18 protein-coding genes are annotated in these 15,642 nt (G+C 65.4%); 1 reads left to right on the top strand and 17 read right to left on the bottom strand.

Features of this window, described 5'->3' with window-relative positions; all coding sequences use genetic code 11:
- Positions 1 to 101: 101 nt before the first annotated feature.
- A complete protein-coding gene (locus tag HPDFL43_RS22360; RefSeq protein ID WP_007198749.1) occupies positions 102 to 224 on the top strand; it encodes a hypothetical protein in 123 nt (40 codons plus the stop codon).
- Between the two features lie 10 nt (positions 225 to 234).
- Here the strand turns inward: HPDFL43_RS22360 and HPDFL43_RS17590 are convergent, their stop codons facing one another.
- From HPDFL43_RS17590 to HPDFL43_RS17515, 17 genes are all read right to left on the bottom strand, one after another.
- Positions 235 to 1,287, bottom strand: a complete 1,053-nt coding sequence (locus HPDFL43_RS17590) for a DUF2793 domain-containing protein (protein ID WP_007198748.1) — start codon at positions 1,285 to 1,287, stop codon at positions 235 to 237.
- Positions 1,280 to 5,206 (bottom strand): baseplate multidomain protein megatron, encoded by a 3,927-nt coding sequence (locus HPDFL43_RS17585; protein WP_007198747.1) that lies wholly within the window; start codon positions 5,204 to 5,206, stop codon positions 1,280 to 1,282. The genes HPDFL43_RS17590 and HPDFL43_RS17585 overlap by 8 nt, the downstream gene beginning before the upstream one ends.
- Complete coding sequence (locus HPDFL43_RS17580; protein ID WP_245271062.1) at positions 5,206 to 5,679, bottom strand: NlpC/P60 family protein; 474 nt, start codon at positions 5,677 to 5,679, stop codon at positions 5,206 to 5,208. The genes HPDFL43_RS17585 and HPDFL43_RS17580 overlap by 1 nt, the downstream gene beginning before the upstream one ends.
- Positions 5,672 to 6,568, bottom strand: coding sequence for a DUF2163 domain-containing protein (locus tag HPDFL43_RS17575; protein ID WP_007198745.1), 897 nt, complete (start codon positions 6,566 to 6,568; stop codon positions 5,672 to 5,674). Before HPDFL43_RS17575 ends, HPDFL43_RS17580 begins: the two co-directional genes overlap by 8 nt.
- Positions 6,565 to 7,194 carry a DUF2460 domain-containing protein gene (locus HPDFL43_RS17570; protein ID WP_007198744.1) on the bottom strand — a complete coding sequence of 210 codons (630 nt, stop codon included), beginning with the start codon at positions 7,192 to 7,194 and terminating at the stop codon, positions 6,565 to 6,567. The genes HPDFL43_RS17575 and HPDFL43_RS17570 overlap by 4 nt, the downstream gene beginning before the upstream one ends.
- Positions 7,194 to 9,185, bottom strand: a complete 1,992-nt coding sequence (locus tag HPDFL43_RS17565; protein WP_007198743.1) for a hypothetical protein — start codon at positions 9,183 to 9,185, stop codon at positions 7,194 to 7,196. The genes HPDFL43_RS17570 and HPDFL43_RS17565 overlap by 1 nt, the downstream gene beginning before the upstream one ends.
- Positions 9,182 to 9,586, bottom strand: a complete 405-nt coding sequence (locus HPDFL43_RS17560; protein ID WP_007198742.1) for a DUF1799 domain-containing protein — start codon at positions 9,584 to 9,586, stop codon at positions 9,182 to 9,184. Before HPDFL43_RS17560 ends, HPDFL43_RS17565 begins: the two co-directional genes overlap by 4 nt.
- 2 nt (positions 9,587 to 9,588) lie before the next feature.
- A complete protein-coding gene (locus tag HPDFL43_RS17555; RefSeq protein WP_007198741.1) occupies positions 9,589 to 9,906 on the bottom strand; it encodes a hypothetical protein in 318 nt (105 codons plus the stop codon).
- A 25-nt stretch (positions 9,907 to 9,931) separates the two neighbouring features.
- A complete protein-coding gene (locus tag HPDFL43_RS17550; RefSeq protein ID WP_007198740.1) occupies positions 9,932 to 10,861 on the bottom strand; it encodes a phage tail tube protein in 930 nt (309 codons plus the stop codon).
- A 3-nt stretch (positions 10,862 to 10,864) separates the two neighbouring features.
- Entirely contained in the window at positions 10,865 to 11,005 is a 141-nt protein-coding gene (locus HPDFL43_RS22030) for a hypothetical protein (protein WP_156970325.1), read from the bottom strand.
- A complete protein-coding gene (locus HPDFL43_RS17545) occupies positions 11,002 to 11,442 on the bottom strand; it encodes a phage tail terminator protein (RefSeq protein WP_007198739.1) in 441 nt (146 codons plus the stop codon). The genes HPDFL43_RS22030 and HPDFL43_RS17545 overlap by 4 nt, the downstream gene beginning before the upstream one ends.
- Positions 11,429 to 11,935: a phage virion morphogenesis protein gene (locus tag HPDFL43_RS17540; protein WP_007198738.1), complete on the bottom strand. Its 507-nt coding sequence runs from the start codon at positions 11,933 to 11,935 to the stop codon at positions 11,429 to 11,431. The genes HPDFL43_RS17545 and HPDFL43_RS17540 overlap by 14 nt, the downstream gene beginning before the upstream one ends.
- A 127-nt stretch (positions 11,936 to 12,062) precedes the next feature.
- Positions 12,063 to 12,491, bottom strand: coding sequence for a gp436 family protein (locus HPDFL43_RS17535; RefSeq protein WP_007198737.1), 429 nt, complete (start codon positions 12,489 to 12,491; stop codon positions 12,063 to 12,065).
- Between the two features lie 20 nt (positions 12,492 to 12,511).
- The gene (locus tag HPDFL43_RS17530) at positions 12,512 to 12,847 is read right to left on the bottom strand and encodes an HI1506-related protein (protein WP_007198736.1); all 336 of its coding nucleotides are present in this window, start codon (positions 12,845 to 12,847) and stop codon (positions 12,512 to 12,514) included.
- 26 nt (positions 12,848 to 12,873) lie between these two features.
- On the bottom strand, positions 12,874 to 13,767 hold the full coding sequence (locus HPDFL43_RS17525; RefSeq protein WP_007198735.1) for a Mu-like prophage major head subunit gpT family protein: 894 nt from the start codon (positions 13,765 to 13,767) through the stop codon (positions 12,874 to 12,876).
- Between the two features lie 23 nt (positions 13,768 to 13,790).
- Complete coding sequence (locus tag HPDFL43_RS17520; protein WP_007198734.1) at positions 13,791 to 14,204, bottom strand: hypothetical protein; 414 nt, start codon at positions 14,202 to 14,204, stop codon at positions 13,791 to 13,793.
- The gene (locus HPDFL43_RS17515; RefSeq protein WP_007198733.1) at positions 14,201 to 15,316 is read right to left on the bottom strand and encodes a phage protease; all 1,116 of its coding nucleotides are present in this window, start codon (positions 15,314 to 15,316) and stop codon (positions 14,201 to 14,203) included. Before HPDFL43_RS17515 ends, HPDFL43_RS17520 begins: the two co-directional genes overlap by 4 nt.
- Positions 15,317 to 15,642: the final 326 nt, after the last annotated feature.

Here is a 15,642-nt window from a genome sequence, read left to right as displayed (position 1 = left end):
TGGTTTGGCGACTTGCCCGCCGACCGGAGCGCAAGCCCCGGTCCATCCGTCCATCGTTCACTTGTTGGCGCAGCTTCCGCATTCGTGGTATTCTCGCTGTCATGAGCGGATACGAAAAATCAGAGGATTATGCTGGACCTCCGGTCACCTGGCGCTCCTATGTGGGTGGCGCCATCGGGATCGCGTTTTTGGTGTTCCTCTTCCTCTATCTTCAATTCGGATAGGCTGATTGGCCTAAGCCACCATCTCCCCCCAGAAGCGGGTGATGCCGGCCGAGGCGTAGCCGTCGGTGCTGGAGAACTTGTGCTGAAGCTGCACGGTGTCTCCCGCCATCAGTGGCACGAGGCCGGTGCAGGCCAGGATGATCTTCCCGGAGTTCGCCGCGGCCGTTGTTCCCTGATCGGCTGCCGGCAACAGCTCGTCCGTCCCATTGACAAGGAGCCGGCCGTGACAGTTGGCAGGAAGGTTGGTTCCGTTCTGTGTCCAGCCCATTGTGTAGCCCAGCAGGTATGAAGCCGTTCGAGGCGCGGTGAAGGTTCCCGATGCAAAGACATTTCCGATGTCCAGATCCTCGTTGTTGAGGTCCGTGGTCACATAGCTTGTCGCCGCATAGTGATCGTAATTGAGGTAGGCCGAGAAGCGGCACATATTCGGAAACGACACGCCTCCGGTGTCCTTGTCGACCACCATCGCGTCATGAAAGACCGATCCATCCGGGGTGACCTTGAGGGTAAAATCATCATTTGCCAACAGACCGAACAGCGCGCGGGTGGAAAATCCCGTCTGGAAGGTAAAGCGCGCGTCATCGCCCGCCGCCTGCTTGTTCAGCGTGGCATTGATGTCGTCTGTCTCGCTGTTGAACAGAACCGACGGCGCCGTGACCGAAAGCCGGTTTGTCCAGTCCGCACTGGCATTCACCCCCAGCGTCACGAGCGCGGCGTTCGCCCCGCCCGCGCCAGTCCAGGCCCCGCCATCCCAGGCGATCAGCGTGTCCTCATCGGCCACCCAGGCAAGCCAGCCTTCGCGGGGCGTGTAAAACACCCAGCCGCCGTCGCGCGAGACCGCGATCCTGTTCTCCTGACCGGCCCAGGCGCCGGTCGCGGGGCTGGCGGGAATATAGCGGTCGCCCTCTGTCGCGCCGCCGGGAGGTGCTGTCAGATTGCGGTCAAGAACCGAGATCTGCACCAGGGCGTCCAGATCAGTGAGTGACTCATTGTGGGTCACGTGCTTTTGCGCCTGGCTGGCAGCGAGGAGCGGCAGGGCGAGATTGGCGGTCTGGTCAGGCATGGACGGTGATCCTCTTTGCAATGCCCCGGCCATAGCTGGCCGAAAGCTGGGTGACGGCGATGTCGAAGGGCGCAGCGATCCCGTCGCTGGCGCGCTGGGTGGCGGTGTAGACGGCGGATGGCGAAGAGCTGGCGATGGTGCGCACCGGCGCGCCCAGCCCGTCGAGAATGTCGACCTCGTAGGCCTCGGCCTCTTCGCCAAGCGGCACGTCCGGCTGATCCCAGCTGTCGCCGCTGATGCGGGTGCGCCGGATCCAGCTGATCGCGGTATCGCCCGCAGGCGAGGTGACGGCGCGCAGATGCGCAGGTGCCAGCGGTCTGAGCCCTTTGGCCGACAGCGTCACCTGCTGCTCGGTAAATCCATCCGAGGCGATGTCGAGATTGGCCGGGCCGCTCCGCCAGTTGAGCGGCAGGCCGATCAGCTCCGAGGGCAGTGCGGTCTGACGAAGTGCTGAATTGACCGCCACCACCCGCGCGCCGGCGGGCACCGGATCGCGCATCGCATGCTCGCTGCCCTTCTGGCCGCGCAGCAAGCCGGTCAGCGCCCATTCAAAGGGTCCGGTCGCGGTCGCGGTCGTAAATTGCAGAAGCTCCAATTCGCCATCCTGGTTTTCAACCATCAGCGCGTTGGCGCCGTTCAGCACCAGCTCTTCGGTGGCAGACGACAGCGTACCGCGCGCCAGCCGCAGATGCAGCGTGTTGACCCGGTCCCAGCGCCAGACCGGGCCTGAATGGAAATCACCGGTGGTCTCGCCCAGAATGGCCGGCGCATTCAACAGGCTATCAAGCGTGAAGCCGCTGTCGCCGGGCGACCGCCACAGCGCGATGCCACCGCCAAAGGGCAGCATGATCCCGGCCGCATAGCCGGCATGGCCGGAATCCTCGTCGCCCAGCAGCGGGCCGTCGACAAACACCACCGATGCCGGCCGGGTTGTGGGCGCCGGCCTGGGCGGGCTTGCGGATCTGGGCAGCGGTGCGGATCCGCGCGCCAGCCTGTCGACGCGGAACGCCTCGACCTGCCGCGCACCGGCATCGCCGATGTCGCTCGCTTTGAGCGTCATGCCGGCAGGCACAAAGTCGATCACGTCGCCGGGGTCGAGCGCCAGATATTTTGGCGGCAGCGCGAAACTCGCCTGTTCGCGCGCCGTCCAGGCCGCATGCAGCTCGCGTTCGGCAGCAAGTGCGGCGAGGTTTTCGGCCAGCAGCACCGGCGGCGAGAACTCGCTGATCTTGCGGCCGCCGCCGGCCGCACGCCTTGCCTCGGCGCCGGCCGGCTGGTCGTCTCGGCCCGGATCGCCATAGCGGATCTTCACCGCCGCCGGCAGTTCGGTCTCCTGGGTCCGGGTCAGGCGGTAGCGGACCGGGTCCTCGGGATCGGCCACCAGATCCTGTTCGGTGATGGTCAGCGCCGGGGCGTGGCCGTGGCGGGAGAGAAACTTGATCAGCCCATCGGATTCGACCGCGTCGAACTGGAACACCGGGCGCAGCGCGTCGAGCATGGCGCGCGGGCTGGTCAGGTTTCCCGCCGTCACGCCATCGGCGCCCACGGGCGTGGCCTCGATCAGATAGTCGGCAAAACCCGCATCCTTGAGGATAGCCCGGATGGTCTCCAGCGCCGGCGCGGTGCCGGCGCGGCCGACCAGCCAGTGACCGGTTTCCCAATTGGGCGCGTCGCCCCAGTCGCCGGTCAGCGGAAAATCCGGCCACAGCCTCGCGTCCCAGGACCAGGCGTTGCTGTTCGCCAGATCGATCATCGGCCCGGCATAGACGTTTGAGGCCGGGTTGGCCGCGCCCGACCAGTATCCGATCATCGCCTCCAGCCAGGCCCGCTGCATGGCGTCGTCGCGCGCGCCATTGGAGTAATGCGGGTAGAAGCTCTCGCTCGATTTCGGATCGACAAAGACATTGGGCTGGTTGGCGCCCTTGTCGACCGCCGGGCAGCCGAATTCGATGAAGCGGACCGGCTTGGACTGCGCCGTCCAGCCGGTCGGCGCGCCGGCCTCCACACCGGCCGGGCGATTGTAGTGCGGGTTGAGCCACCAGTTGCGAATGTCCTTCTGGCGGAACACCCAGTGCTTGGCCGCCAGGCCGTCTGTGATCGGTGTCCGGTCTTGCGCGTCGCGCGCGGCCTGGCTGGCATAGTACCAGTCGAAATATTCCCCGCCCTCGATGTTCGCGCGCAAATAGGCCTGGTCGTGGATCGAGGAGCGGCCGGTCGGGCCGTGATCAAGGGCGAGATCGAGATGGCCGGAGCCGTCGCGCCAGTCGCTCAATGGAAAGTAATTGTCGATGCCGATGAAATCGCAATCGGCATGCGCCCAGAGCGGATCGAGATTGAAATAGACGTCGCCTGATCCGTCTGCCGGGCGGTGCGAATGATATTCGCTCCAGTCGGCCGAATAGCCGATGTCCGTTCCCGCGCCGAGAATGGAGCGGCAGTCACTCAAGAGCGCAACCAGCCCGTCGACAAAGGGATAGGTCGAGGCGCCCGAGCGCAATTGCGTCAGCGCCACCATCTCCGAACCGATCAGGAAGCTGTCGACGCCGCCAGCCAGTTGCGCCAATCGCGCATGGTGCAGGATGAAGCGGCGATAGGACCATTCCGCCGGTCCCGAATAGGCGATCGCCGTGCCGGACCCGGAGAAGTGACTTGGCGCTGCTGTTCCCAGAAACGCCGCCACCTGGGCCGCGGCTGTGGCGGTCTTGTCGACGCTTCCGGCATAGCCCACTGCAGGTGAACCGGTGATGCGTCCGCGCCAGGGATAGAGCGGCTGGCCGATGGTGGCCGCATTGTCCGACCAGGGATTGGCGAGCGCGTTGCCGGCGGCGATGTCCATCATGATGAAAGGCAGAAGCGTCACCTTCAGCCCGCGCGCTTTCAGATCCTGGATCGCCCGGATCAGGCTCGCATCATTGGCCGAGCCGCCATAGGCGGGCCTGCCGCCGACCTTGCTGATCACCAGCGCCGTGTCGCGGGTCAGCCCGCTCACGGTCCAGAGATGCGGGCTGGTTTGCTTGGCGTCGTCGTCGACCTTGGGCCGGATCGTGCACTGCCCGCACCGAAGATCGTCGCCGAACCAAGGGGCCACCAGCATGACGCTCTTGGCATTGGGGCAAAGCATCTGCAGCCGGTCGATCGAGGCCGCCCAATCGGTTGCCGCAATCGTCTGGTGACGGTTGAGCGGCCGCTCTTCGCTCGTTCCGGCAAAGGTGTTTCCGGCGCCCTCGTTCACCCGTTGCGTGTCGAAGCCGAACTCGTTGCCGCCGATGATGGCGACGCCCGGAAGCGCTGTTTCCAGATCGCCGGGCGGGCGGAACACCTCGACCGACACTTGAGGAAAGCGGTTGCCGTAACTGGCGAGCGCCAGCCGCTCGAACACGATATAGGCGACGCCGCGATAGGGCGGCGCCTGACCTTCCTTGGCTTCGATCAGCGGATCAGGCATTTGCGTCTCGCTGCCGGAATGGAAGCGGAACTCGATTTCGGTCTGATCGATTTCCTTGCCGTCGGCCCAGATCCGGCCGATGCCTGCGACCGGCCCCTCGCACAGCGCCACAGCGAAATTGCCGAAATAGGCATAGGTGGTGGTCGTCACCTTCGGCCCGCCAAAGCCCTTGCCGCCGGAGGTCTCGGTGGTCACCTGTTCCTCAAAGCGGGTGGCCCAGATCATGTGGCCGGTCAGCCGTGCCCGGCCGTGCAGCCGGTCGATCGGTGCGCCTTCGGTGGCGTCCTGGATGTCGGTGGTGGTGAGCCTCGGCCCGGTGCGTTCGACCGGCGGCGTGAGCGCGCCGACAATGGCCTGGTCGATCAGCGATCCGGCCAGCGCCCCGATCGCCCGTCCGGCGACGACGCCAAGGCCGGGGCCGAACAATCCGCCGCCAAGCGAGGCGCCGGCGAGACCGAGCAGGATCGTCGCCATCAGCGCGCGCCTCCCGGCCTGGGAAAGGCGAAGACGCCTGCGATCCGCTTTTTCCAGTGGCTGACATCGCTCTCGGTGACCTTGCCCGCCGCCTGGTAGGCATGGACCAGCCGGTCGTGTGCTGCCAGAATGCCGCAATGCTTGGCCGGCAGATGCGGCCGCCAGCGGAACACCAGCACATCGCCGGGCTGCGCATTCCCGTCAGAGACTGTTTGAAGGTGGTTTGAAGCGGCTTCGAGAACACTTTCGAGCCCGCGCGCTTCCGACCAGTCGGGCGAATAGGCGAGCATCATTTCAGGCTCTGGACCGTAGAGCGCGCGCCAGACGCCACGGACCAGGCCGACGCAATCGCATCCCGCCAACCTGTCCGAGGCCTGATGCAGATAGGGAGTGCCAAGCCAGGCCCGCGCCTCGCTGACGATGGCGGCGCGCCATTCAGGGTCTCCAATCGCTGTCTGCATCGGTTCAGTCATTGAAGAAGCTCCCCCCGTCATTGACGCCGCCGGTCTTGGCGGTCTGGTAGGCCGCGTCATTGCCCGGAATGTGTGGAAAGCTGCGATGGTTGGCGCCGTTGGAAAACTTCGCCCGGCAGATCTCCCAGGTCTTGCCGCAGCCCGCCGTCACTGTGAAAGTGTCGCCAATCCTGATCGGGCGCTCGGCGCGCCGCCAGAGCTCGATCGTCACCGATCCCGATGCCCCGAGCCGGTGACCGGCGACTTCGCTCCTGGCGCCGGCATTGCTGCCAGCGGTCCAGGTCAGCAAGCCTTGCGCAAACCAGCCGGCCGCAAATCCGCCGAGGCCGGACACCGAAATCAGCCGGTCGTCGGTCACAGCGCTCACCGCGCCGGTGCCCTTGAAGGCCGGCTGATCGAGATTGACGCCGCAGCGCGCGTCGCCGACCACCGCGTCGCAATTGCGCTGAAAAGTGCGCCCGCCGGGTTGCGCCAGCTGGTGCGCCAGGCCGCGGATCTCGGCAAAGAAGCTCTGCGTTCCGCGACTGATTTCGCCCAGCGAGCCCTTGCGCAGGATCACGCGGTTGGCGGTATCGGTCCAGTCGACGCGCCAGATCTCGGCATGGGCATTGTCCCAGAGCCCGAGCGCAATGTCGGCGTCGGTGATCACATCGGCCGACAGCGCGCCCTCGATCTCGGCTGTGTCGACGGCAAGCCCCAGCGACGCGGCGGTCTCGGCCGGGGTGAAGCCGGTTTCGGGCTGGTAGCCGGTCCCGGCAAATCTGAGCATGCGGTCGTGATTGGTGAAGCCGAACACTTCTCCGTCGAGCCGCTCGATGCGCCAGCAGGTGCAGAGCGTGGTGACACCACTGTCGAGCAAGGCCTGCAAGCCGGGTGGTACGGTCTTCATTCCCTGAGCTCCTTGAGAAAGATCGATGGAATGTCGCCGACGGCAGCGGTCCGCATGGCGATCTGGTCGAGCTTGCAGTCAAAGCGCACCGGCACATGAAACTGTCCGCCCCAGGTGAGTTCCGCGTCCACCGCCGGGGCTATTTCGAAACTGACCAGCCCGGTTGTCGCATCGAGGCTCCAGCCGGATGCGGTAGGCACGCCATTGACGGCGATCAGGGTCGTTCCGAATGGGCGTGTGATCCTGCGGTCGAAGCTCTCGCCGGCGAAGGCATAGCGCTTGGACAGCTGGAATTGCGTGGTCACGCCGTCGCCGGTCCCAAGCGCCTGGTCGAGAGCCGCCGGCGCCAGATGCGGCGCGCCGGAGCGGTAGTCGCTCCAGTCGAGAAAGCGGAAACCCCGCAAGCGGCCGAATGCGACCTTGTAGAGCGACAGCACCTCATAAAGTTCGGCCGGGGTGCGCACGCCGAAGCGCGCATCGTAACGCCGCAAGGGCGACGCCCAGGGCGTGTTGCGCTCTTCGTGGCCCGAGGCGAGTTCGACGATCTCCGCCGGCCAGTCCGGTCCGCCGGGCGAACCGCGGCTGATATGGACGGGAAACACCGCGCCGTCGATAAAGCCCGCCATCACATGTGCCTCCCGGCGCGGCCGAGGAACCGCCCGGCGCCGCGGGCGACGGTGGCCTTGGACTCGGCGAAGGCGCGCGGCGAAGCTGTCTCGATGTAGAAATTGTTGACCGTCGATCCGCCGCCATATTTTGCCGCCAGCTGATCGGGCCAGCCGATCTCCTCGCCATCCATGGCGATCACCGGCCGCTCGCCGGGGGCAAACAGATTGCCGCCCTGGCCAACCGTCCCGCCTGTATGCAGGCGCGGCGCGCTGGCAAAGACCGAAAGCGGAACCGTCCTGGTTGGAACCATCGCCGGACCAACCATCGCGCCCTGATGCGCTGTCGGGACCCGCAGGCCCGCCCAGGGATCAGTGGCGCCGAAGGCCGATCCAAGAAAGCCAAGGATCCCGCCCATCCCGCCGCCGCTTGCGCTGCCGGTGAAGATCATGTTGTCGAGCGCCTGAAAGGCGAAATCGACAAACCTGTCCGACACCGATTTGATGACACTGCCAAGTGCCGCGAGCGCATCGCCATTGGTGTTAAGTTCCGAGAGGAACTGGCGGAGCGATCCGCGCAGAACCGCAAAATCTTCGGCGGTGGCGGTCACAATCGAGCCGCCGCTTCTGACCGCGGGAACCGAACCGCCGACATAGCCGCCTGCGGCATAGCCCTTTACGCCTTGCCGGATGGCGTCGAGATTGGAAACGCCGATCCGTCGCGTGGCCTCGGCGTCGAAAACATATTCCTGGCCATGGACGAAACCGGCGATCTGGCTTTCGGGACCGTAACCGGTGTGGCCGCCCCCTGCAAAACCGACTCTGGCAAAATCACCCTCGGCGAAGTCATTCTCGGCAAAGGGAGGGGTCGTCGCCGCGCGCACCGCGTTGAAGGGCCGGAGCGTCCCCGCGCCGCCGATCGCGCCCAGCAGCCGGCTGTATTCTGACAGCGGGGCGATGGCTTGCGTCGCCGCACCGGCGGTAGCGCCGATCGCCTGATTGCTATGGGTTACCGCGCCGCCGGCGGTCGCCGCGCGGTCGGCAAGCGTGCCATATTTCTCGGACTTGCCGCCGAGCGCCGTGGCCGCGGCATCAGCGCTGCCTTTCAATCCGTCGAGCAGATCGCGCGAGCGTTCAAGCTCGGCCTGCAATTGCGCCGCCGCAGTGGTGTCTTCGAGGATCTGCTCGGCCAGGCCGCGGAACGGAGAGTCGGAGGGCAGCGCCTCGGCGATTTCGGCGACCTCGCGGCGGAACGCGATCACATCGGCTGTTCCGTCCTTCAGCTCCTTTCGAAACGCGCTCACCTGATCCCGGAACGGTCCGAAGCGGGCAAATGGCGCGCCCAGCACATCCGAGGGCCGCAAGCCATCGCTGCCGCGAATGAGGTCACGTTGCGCCGCCTCGGCCGAGCGATTGAGGCGGCTCACATTCTGCTGACCCTCGAACCTGAGTTGCGCGATCGAGTCGACGCCGTAGCTCGACGCCGCGCCGCCGGCCTCCGCCCAGGCGTGCTTGATGCGGCCGACCAGGTCTGCATGCGATGTCAGCGCCCGCTCGATCATCGGCTGGTTGGAGGTGATTTCGCGGAAAAGCTCCGCGGCAGCACCCGCGGCGACCCCCAGGCCCTCGCTGACCGCCGTGATGGCGACGCTGGCAGCCAACCCGCCGGCCGCCCCGATGACGACGCTTGAGAGCCCTTCGAATTTCTCCCGCGCCATCCCGGCCGCGTCGCCCGCTTTGGCGATATCCGGTGTGGCGGTCTGCCCCGCTTCGCCCGCGGCCCTTATGCCCGATGCCGCCCGGTCACCCTCGTCGGCGATCTCCTTGAGGCCAAGCCGGGCGCGGGTCGCTTCGCCGCTTTCCCATTCAAACCCCTTGAACGAGGCCTCGACCTTTTTCCCTGCCGTCTCGGCCTTGTTGCCCAGATCCTCGACGGCGATGGCGGTTTCGCTCAGCGCCTTCTTGGCGCCGGCCGGATCGCCGTCAATCACCAGGGCAAGCCGCAGCGTCATGGCAGCATCACCCCGGTCTCGCCATTGAGCGCGTCGCGCGCGGCCATCTCGATGACGGTCAGACGATCAAACAGATCGCTGTCGGGCTCGATGCCGCGCGCCGACCAGGCGATCGCGGCGCCGGCATAATCGAGTCCCAGAAAGCGGGTGACGATGCGTCCGTTCCGGTCCGCGATCATGGTGCGCCATTGGCTGGCGGCAGCGAGGAAGGCGGCGACGGCGTCGGCGTTGTCTGGCCACACGCCGCAAAAGGCAGGTCCGGTTCGGTCAATCGCCCATCGGGCGATCGCAGCTTGCGCCGCAGCGTCGAGACCGGCAGCACTTGCATCGGCGAGCGCGTCGTCATCGGCAACCTGCGGCTGATCGGCAAGTGTCGCGTTTGCCCAGGCCCGCGCCGCCATGATCAGTTTCCCTGGGCGGCCCTGCCGATTCCCTCGACATAGGCGCGCACCATCGCCGCCCTGATGTCCGGCCGGTCGATCAGACGGGCGAGCAGAGGATCGGAAAAGGGGAGCGGGCCGGAACCATCCTCGATGTCTTCCAGTCCGGTGACGGTTGTTTCGAGAAAGCCCGCGACCTGGTCGGGATCGCCAAGGTCGATCTGCTTGAATTCGGACACCGGCATCACCTGGAACCTGGCCCGGAAGCTCTCCGGTTCGGCGTTGGGCAGCCGGACGGTGACGGTCTCCCAGAAGCAGGGCGCGGAATCGATGTTGAACATGCCGGGGTCCTTTTCCGGATTGATTTTACGTCAGGGTCAGCGTCCACTGGTCGTTGCCGGAGACCGGCAGCGGCACCAGCTCAAGCGGCCATTCGGCGATCTTCTGGGCTTCCTCGTAACCGGACAGCCGCTTGAGCTGGGCCGAGGGAACCGACAGCGTGACGATCGAACCGGCGGCGGTTCCATGCACCATCTCGACCGCAACTTTCGTCTGGTCGTTGGCGAGGTCATAAGGATCGAATGTGCTGACCGGCACCGCCTCGACACGCGCCGTGAACGCATCGGCCCGGTCGGTGATCAGGATCGATTCCGATCCGACCAGCAACCTGGGCTCGACCTGGTTGTTGAGCGCCAGCACCGCCTCGCGCAGCACCATGGAAACAGCATCGATCGTGAAATCGGGCGTGTTGGCGTGGGTGACGACGACCGGCGGCCTGAAGCCGGTCAGCACCGGCGCAGGCCGCGCCTGCTCGGAGGGTTCCGACCACAGGCCCAGCATGTCGAATTCGAGATAGGGCAGGCCCTGGGCGGTAAAGCGCATGGTGCACTGGCCGCGGCAGCCGGTCAGTACATGGCGCGTGCCGGCCATCCAGAAATGAAGCGTGCCCGATTCCATGCCGTCGGAAATCGGATTGTAGGTGACCGAGGTTGCCGGCGTGATCGTCTCGGCGACCGCGCAGGCGCGCAGCATCGGCCCCCAGGCCGGCGCGGTGCCCGCTGTGCCGGATCCCGCCAGCTCCACCCGGCCGCGCAGCCTTCCGCGCAGGCCCACCGGGATCATGGCCTGCGCGCCCAGATAGGGCAGCTCCAGATCGCGGCTCACATCCTCGCCTTCCATCGGCGAAAACGAGACATTGGTCATCAGGAAGGCGTTGGCGCCGGCCGGAACCGCGTCGACGCCGTAGCTCGCCTCGATCTTGAACAGGATGATCTTGGATCGCCATTTGAGCGGCATGGCTTAGTCCTTCCTGGGTTTGGCCGACGTGGCCGGCGGATCGGTTTCGGGTTTCGAACCGGTCTCTACCGGCTTCAGCGATCCGTCCTTCTCACGCACGTAACTGCCGCCGACTTGCGGTAACGGGGCCGGTTTCTTTGTCATGCCAAATTCCTCACCTGTCTCTGGATCGAAAAGTCGAGCTGGTACATGACCGCGCCGGCTTCGGCGGAGAGCAGCTGCCCGCGCGCCACGCGGAAGACGCCGATGGCGCCGTCCGGCCCCCAGCCGGCGATGGCGGCGATGAGTGCGTCGACCAGCTCGCCGATGCGCGGCAGCGCGCGTGAGCCGCTGGCGTCGCCGGCCGCGCGCACCACCAGGAGTACGCCGACAGTCTCGTCGAGCATCTGGGTGAACGCCCCGGCGGCCGCGTCGCCCTCGCTGCGCGGCCTCAGCCCGAGCGGCAGGACAAAAACTGTCACGGCGGCCTGAGGCAACGCCTTGCGCCGGACCAGTTCGGCGAGATCGGCGGCCTCTTTGGCGCGGCCATCAAGCGCCGGCACCGCCGCCTCGATCCGGGTGATGAGATCATCGGTCAACATCGACACCTCCCAGCGGATCACCCAGATAGTCGCCGGCGATGTCGCCGATCACTTTCTCGTCGTCTGCGTCAAGGCCAAGGAAGGCGCGCTGTGGAATGTCGACGGATTGCTTGTTGACCCAGCCGCCGGCGACCTGAAAGCGCAGCCCCTTGGCCGTCTTGGCCTTGATAGTCGCACCCATCTGGTGGGGTGCCGCATAAATCACATTGGTGCCGACGGCGACGCCTTCATTGCTCGCCTCATGCGTCATCGAATTCACGAGCCGCCTTGTGTCGGACAGAGTCTTGCCGCCCTCGGTCAGCACCCGGATCGACATCGGCCAGGGCGTGCCGTCAGGCGCTTCCTCGCGTTCGAATCGGTTCTGGGTGGAGACCACCAGCATCGAGCCGATCTCGTCATAAAGCGGCATCGGATCGTCCAGACGGGCCGCGGCAGCGCCAAGTGCGGCCAGAGCGGCCTCCGATCCTTCGAGCTCCAGACGCACACCGGTCATGATGTTGTCCTCGTGCCCAGAACCCAAAACCGGCCGCAGGCCGCAAGGCCGACCGGCCGTCGCGCAGGATTGCGCGCGCCCGCGCAGGGCCAGTGAGCGCAGCGATCGGTGCGGCCCGTGAGCGACATCAGATGTACCCCTTCATGGTCGCCGCTGAGAGCGGCCGCTCCGAATCGTTGGTGCGGACTTCCGAAGCGCCGGACCCGGCGGGCTCCGCGCCCCCGGCGTCGAGCTTGATCAGGCCCGAGGCGATGTCCTTCAATTGCCTCAGTGCCGCCTCGTAATCCTTGGAGATCTTTTCCGAGGCGACATTGGAATGGGCGTAATAGATGGCGATGCGCTGGGCGAGATCGGTGACCAGCGCCGGAATGGTGGCCAGCGGCAGCTGATAGCGGCCAGCGAGATAGCCGTCGATCAGGGCCGTGGCGTCTGTGATGGCGCGGGTGATCAGCTCCGCGTCGATCGTCCCGGTCGGGACATCGGCGCGGTCGGAGATCTCGACGAGCAGTGCCTCGCCGTAGCGGGCTTCGAGCTGGATTTGCGTGCAATAATCCACGTCTCGCCTTCCTTCCGGCGTCAGAGATCCTCGACCACCAGATTGGGTTCGGCCTTCAGCACCTCGATCTCGGCCGCGCTGAAGCGGCCCTCGGGATGATCGACCGCCTCTGCCGGATGATGGACGCCGCAGCGGCGGAACCCTTTTCTCGGCTTGGCGGTAATGCGCAAAACGGGTTCCACCTTCAACGCCTCAGTGGCAGCGTTGTTCGCGGCAGGCGTTGCCTTCGTCTGCGTGGCAGCTTGGCTGGGAGCCGGACTTTCCGACGTTGATGCGTTGGCTTGCTGCGGCATTCCGCCTTGCGCCGCCGCCCCGTTCGCAGACACGGTTTGGTCATTGGCTTTCTTCCTGGCCATAAATGATCTCCTGGTCGGGTTTTGCGTCAGGCGAGCCAGGGCACGACCAGCAGTTCGGCCGTGCCCTTGTAGACATTGGTCGCGCCGGCGGCGTCGCGTTCGGCATTGATGATTTCCAATGCTTCACCCTCCAGCGAGGGCGGGACGACCAGCAGGTCGGGCATGATGCCGAACGGCCGGCCGTAGTCGCCTTTCATGCTCATAAGGGCTTCGCGGGCATTGCGATAATTGGCCTTGTTGAGCGTCTGTTTCGACCCCCAGGTCCACTGCCAGAAACCGAAGCCGGCCGCCCATCGGCCATCGGCGCCGTAGAGAAAACGTTTCTCCATGAAGACATTGTCGTCGGTCGGCTGGTCCTTGGAAACGAATTGCGCTTCCTTTCTGATTTGCAAGATCAGCGGCAGGATCGGCATTTTACTGTCGATCAGATACCAGCCCGCACCGGCACCGCCATCGGTGTTTGCCACGGAGCCGGGACTGCCGTCCTTATCGAGAACCGGATGGTCGGTATCGAAGAAGAACTGGCCGTCATAGCAGGGCGTGGAGAAGCCGGCCTTCAACAGGCCGAAGATAAGCGTGTCCTTGGACGAGGCGACCGCGCGGCCCATGGCCGAAAATCGCGGGGCGTAAATGCCGAGATTGTCGTCCTCGACATTGTCCCGATCAACTCCGATGGTTTCCTCATATGGCTCGTTCTCGATCGAATAGTCGTATTGATTAAGCCCGTGAACGTGGCGTGGTCCGATCCACTTGCGCATGCCGGGAACGTCGCCGAGCCAGCCATATTTGTTGGACGCAGTTGTTGACGTGAACCTCGTGGCGATCTTCGACCACTGGCTGGGCGCCTGAGTGAGGCCTGCCTGGAAGGCGGTGGAAAAGCCGACGCGCAGCGCGTCGAGATTGGCAGAATTGATCAGCATGAAGCTTGCTCCTGAAAGAGGGATTAGAACCCGATCCTGACCCAGACGCCGAGCGTGTCGATCTGGACGATTGTCCCGGCCTTCGACCGTGTGCCGGTGCCGTCGGTCTTGGCCACGGTCTGGTCGTCGACGATGAAACAATCGTCGCCGATTTCGGCCCGGGTGATCTCGTCAGCGGCGGCGGAGTTGTCGAACCGGAACACGCCGGCGCGCACCTTGGCGGTGATCGCCCCGTTGCCGCCTGAGGAATTGTCGGCGCGTTCTTCGGCGCGGCCGGCGGCGATCAGCGTCGTGGCGGTCGTCCCTGGCACCGCCCAGCCGGCGGCGTCGAGGCAGGCGATGGAGCCGGCGTAAATCACTGCGGCAGCCAGCACCGGATATTCCTGGACCTCGCCCAGCTGCGCCAGCGTGTTGCGGTCTTGTGTCAGCGCGGTCATTGCATCGCCTCCCTGGCGTCCCGTTCGGCTTTCAGCGTCTCGGCGTAATCCTTCGGATCGATTCCAAGCATGGTGGCAACGCTGCGCTGTTCTGCGTTCAGCGCCAGCTGGCCATCCTTGGCCGCAGGCGGTGGCTCGATGCTTGCGCCCGAGCGTCCGAGAGACGGAAAGGAATTGATCTCCTTTTCCACCTCCGCCGGATTGGCGGCGTGGCGGGCGATGTAATGGTCGCGCAGCGGCTTGACGCCGACCCGTCCGGCCTTGATCGCGCCGTCGACAAAGGCTGTCGCCCTGTCGGTGGCGATCGATGTCTGAAGTGCGGTGAATTTGGTGGTCACCTCGGTGAGCTCGGCCTGCAGCGCCTTCACGGTCGTGTCGTCACCCGAGGTTTTCGCCTTGGCCATTTGCTCGACGCCGGCCAGCACAGCCTTGGCGTCCGCGCCCTCGGCAAGCCCTGCCGCCCTGGCGATGGGCCCAAGCGCGTCATTGAGTGCTGCCTGCAGCGCGGTCCCACCCTTGGCAGCATTGATGCCAGCGAGCACGGCGTCCTCTCCGGCCTCGTCGCCAAGACCGAGCGCCGCGCGTAACCTGTCCATGAAATCCATCGGGGTCTCCTGGTTGAGCGCGGCCAGTCCGCGCAGATTGGGCTTGTTGACCAGCGACGCGCGCAGGATCGCGGTCACCGTGCCGTCCTTGAGATGCATGATCACCGGCGAAATGTGCCGGTAGGCGCGGTCGGCCAGAAGCGCCAGCCCGGCCCTGGTCCAGTCGACCTTGCCCCAGATGCCATCGGTCCGGGCTTCCAGCGCCGTGATCCAGCCACGCGCAGGCGCCGGCTCCCCTTTGGGCGTTGCCAGATCTGTCGCATGGTTCTCGTCAACGACGCCGGAGCCTGCCATCGCCTCAAGGCTGGCCTCGACCAGCCGGTTGGCGTCTTTGACATGGTAGGGTCCACGCCCGTCCGCACCGGAAAACGATCCGGTCGGCAGCAGATGGATCCACTCTGGTGCCGGCTTGTCCTGGGCGGCATCGGGCAAGGGCAAGGCTGTGCACAGCGCCGTTAGGGCCTGATCGGATCGGGAGTTGCGTTGTGATTGGGCTGCGGTCATCATGGTGACGACAGTGGCCGCCGGGCAGCTCGCAAAACATATGAAACGGTGTTCAGGGGAATGGCCGGAAGGGCATCAGCCCGGTTTGGCGCGAAATGCGGTCGGGCATTCGGTTTCAAATCGAATTTAAAGGGGTTTCAAAGCCCGTGGGTGCGGTTGGCTTGGTTGTAATGTGCAAAGCAGCACAGATCTTCGGATGTGTGCGGTATACACGTAGGCACGCAGTGAGATCCGGCCCGGTTGGCAGCAAACAGGGAATAGTTCGCACGCTTGGCTTGTCCGCGCATGAAAATTGGCAGAGTAAGTTGATGTTGGGGAATCAACGGCAG

The organism is Hoeflea phototrophica DFL-43 (genome assembly GCF_000154705.2).
GTDB lineage: Bacteria > Pseudomonadota > Alphaproteobacteria > Rhizobiales > Rhizobiaceae > Hoeflea > Hoeflea phototrophica.
This window is presented reverse-complemented; position numbering and strand designations above follow the sequence as displayed.

Bases quoted from the DNA above. Each gene is read 5' to 3' on its own strand.
- HPDFL43_RS17550 (WP_007198740.1), bottom strand. From the start codon at position 10,861: ATGCCGCTCAAATGGCGATCCAAGATCATCCTGTTCAAGATCGAGGCG.
- HPDFL43_RS17575 (WP_007198745.1), bottom strand. From the start codon at position 6,568: ATGAAGACCGTACCACCCGGCTTGCAGGCCTTGCTCGACAGTGGTGTC.
- HPDFL43_RS17570 (WP_007198744.1), bottom strand. From the start codon at position 7,194: ATGGCGGGCTTTATCGACGGCGCGGTGTTTCCCGTCCATATCAGCCGC.
- HPDFL43_RS17585 (WP_007198747.1), bottom strand. From the start codon at position 5,206: ATGGCGACGATCCTGCTCGGTCTCGCCGGCGCCTCGCTTGGCGGCGGA.
- HPDFL43_RS17565 (WP_007198743.1), bottom strand. From the start codon at position 9,185: ATGACGCTGCGGCTTGCCCTGGTGATTGACGGCGATCCGGCCGGCGCC.
- HPDFL43_RS22360 (WP_007198749.1), top strand. From the start codon at position 102: ATGAGCGGATACGAAAAATCAGAGGATTATGCTGGACCTCCGGTCACC.
- HPDFL43_RS17530 (WP_007198736.1), bottom strand. From the start codon at position 12,847: ATGGCCAGGAAGAAAGCCAATGACCAAACCGTGTCTGCGAACGGGGCG.
- HPDFL43_RS17525 (WP_007198735.1), bottom strand. From the start codon at position 13,767: ATGCTGATCAATTCTGCCAATCTCGACGCGCTGCGCGTCGGCTTTTCC.
- HPDFL43_RS17515 (WP_007198733.1), bottom strand. From the start codon at position 15,316: ATGATGACCGCAGCCCAATCACAACGCAACTCCCGATCCGATCAGGCC.
- HPDFL43_RS17590 (WP_007198748.1), bottom strand. From the start codon at position 1,287: ATGCCTGACCAGACCGCCAATCTCGCCCTGCCGCTCCTCGCTGCCAGC.
- HPDFL43_RS17520 (WP_007198734.1), bottom strand. From the start codon at position 14,204: ATGACCGCGCTGACACAAGACCGCAACACGCTGGCGCAGCTGGGCGAG.
- HPDFL43_RS17555 (WP_007198741.1), bottom strand. From the start codon at position 9,906: ATGTTCAACATCGATTCCGCGCCCTGCTTCTGGGAGACCGTCACCGTC.
- HPDFL43_RS17560 (WP_007198742.1), bottom strand. From the start codon at position 9,586: ATGGCGGCGCGGGCCTGGGCAAACGCGACACTTGCCGATCAGCCGCAG.
- HPDFL43_RS22030 (WP_156970325.1), bottom strand. From the start codon at position 11,005: ATGACAAAGAAACCGGCCCCGTTACCGCAAGTCGGCGGCAGTTACGTG.
- HPDFL43_RS17540 (WP_007198738.1), bottom strand. From the start codon at position 11,935: ATGACCGGTGTGCGTCTGGAGCTCGAAGGATCGGAGGCCGCTCTGGCC.
- HPDFL43_RS17580 (WP_245271062.1), bottom strand. From the start codon at position 5,679: ATGACTGAACCGATGCAGACAGCGATTGGAGACCCTGAATGGCGCGCC.
- HPDFL43_RS17545 (WP_007198739.1), bottom strand. From the start codon at position 11,442: ATGTTGACCGATGATCTCATCACCCGGATCGAGGCGGCGGTGCCGGCG.